Source organism: Paraburkholderia ginsengiterrae, from assembly GCF_001645125.1.
GTDB classification, from domain to species: Bacteria; Pseudomonadota; Gammaproteobacteria; order Burkholderiales; family Burkholderiaceae; genus Paraburkholderia; species Paraburkholderia ginsengiterrae.
The window spans coordinates 1-1241 of record NZ_LXKA01000017.1 but is presented as its reverse complement, the minus strand read 5'-3'; the positions used below and the strand labels follow the sequence as shown (position 1 = coordinate 1241).

2 protein-coding genes are annotated in these 1241 nt (G+C 60.3%); one reads left to right on the top strand and one right to left on the bottom strand.

Annotation, left to right across the window (positions count from 1 at the left end; genetic code table 11):
- The coding region (locus A6V37_RS01045) for a LysR family transcriptional regulator (RefSeq protein ID WP_064272059.1) at positions 1-644 on the bottom strand (644 nt) is incomplete at its 3' end.
- Positions 645-793: 149 nt separating this feature from the next.
- Between A6V37_RS01045 and A6V37_RS01040 the strand changes: the two genes are divergently transcribed.
- Positions 794-1186, top strand: a complete 393-nt coding sequence (locus tag A6V37_RS01040; protein ID WP_064285685.1) for a carboxymuconolactone decarboxylase family protein — start codon at positions 794-796, stop codon at positions 1184-1186.
- Positions 1187-1241 lie beyond the last annotated feature (55 nt).

Genomic DNA, 1241 nt, shown 5'->3' with positions numbered 1-1241 from the left:
TGGCGTGAGAAAACCGCCTGGCAGTGGTCGTAGAACGCGGGCTGTCGCGCCCGTTCGAACCAGAAGACCTTTTCGCGTGCCAGGTCCGCGAGACCAACTTTTCGGCGCTTCGCCAGATGATGGGTTGATGGTATCGCCACGACCATCGGCAGTCGGTCGAGCTCCAGGACATCCAGACCATGCGCGTCCGTCGGCAGCGCTATGAAGGCTGCATCCAGTTTGCCGGCGCGAAGCTGACGAATGAGCCGCGGTGATGTATCGGAGAAGGTCGACACGACCGTTCCGGGATGAGTTACTTGCACTCGTTGTGCCAGCCCGCGAAACCAGGCCGGTTCCACGGCACTGGTCAGGCCTAGCCGAAGGTTGGCCGGTAAGCCTTGGGTCGTGAGCGCTGCTTCGGCCTCGCGAAGCAATTTCGCAATGTTGCGTGCATAGGGAAGCAGCTTTTCTCCAGCGGCGGTGAGCGTCACGCCCTTCGTGTTGCGGTCGAACAGCCGCACTCCCAACCGCTCCTCGAGTTCTCGAATCGCCCGACTCAATGGCGGTTGAGAAAGGTGCAGCGTCTCGGCCGCCTGGCGGAAGCTCAGCGCATCCGCAACGGCAAGGAAGAGCAAAAGGGATCGGGAATCGAGATGATCAGACATATCAAAAAGGTATCACGAACTTGGTCATTCCGCATGCCGAGGACTGGCTCTACAGTTGCCGCATCAACATTTCTGGAGAACACCATGAACCTTGCTCGCAATGCTGCCCTGGTCCGAATTGTTCGGCGAGATCGAAAAGGAGGTGGCCAATGAGCGCTGAACGTTACGAGCGCGGCTCAAAGATGCTGGCTGCAGTGGATGGCGTGACCGGTATCCAGGTGGTCGAAGCGCTGGCAAAATCGTTTCCGGACTTTGCGCGCTATGTGGTTGAGTTCTCGTTCGGCGACATCTACGCGCGGCAAGGGCTTGGCTTGCGCGAACGGGAACTGGCAACAGTCGCAGCGCTATGCGCACTTGGCAATGCGCTACCCCAGCTTCGTGTACATGTTCATGCCGCATTGCACGTCGGCTGCACACCAGGCGAGGTGGTGGAAGTTGTGATGCAGATGGCGGTCTACGCGGGATTTCCGGCGGCGCTGAACGGATTGTCCGTCGTACGCGAGGTCTTCGCAGAGTCTGGGATACAGCTACCACTCGATTGAGGTCCCGGGGCCGGGGCGGGAATAGCCGGTCTCTGGCCTCGGCCGCGCGGGTACC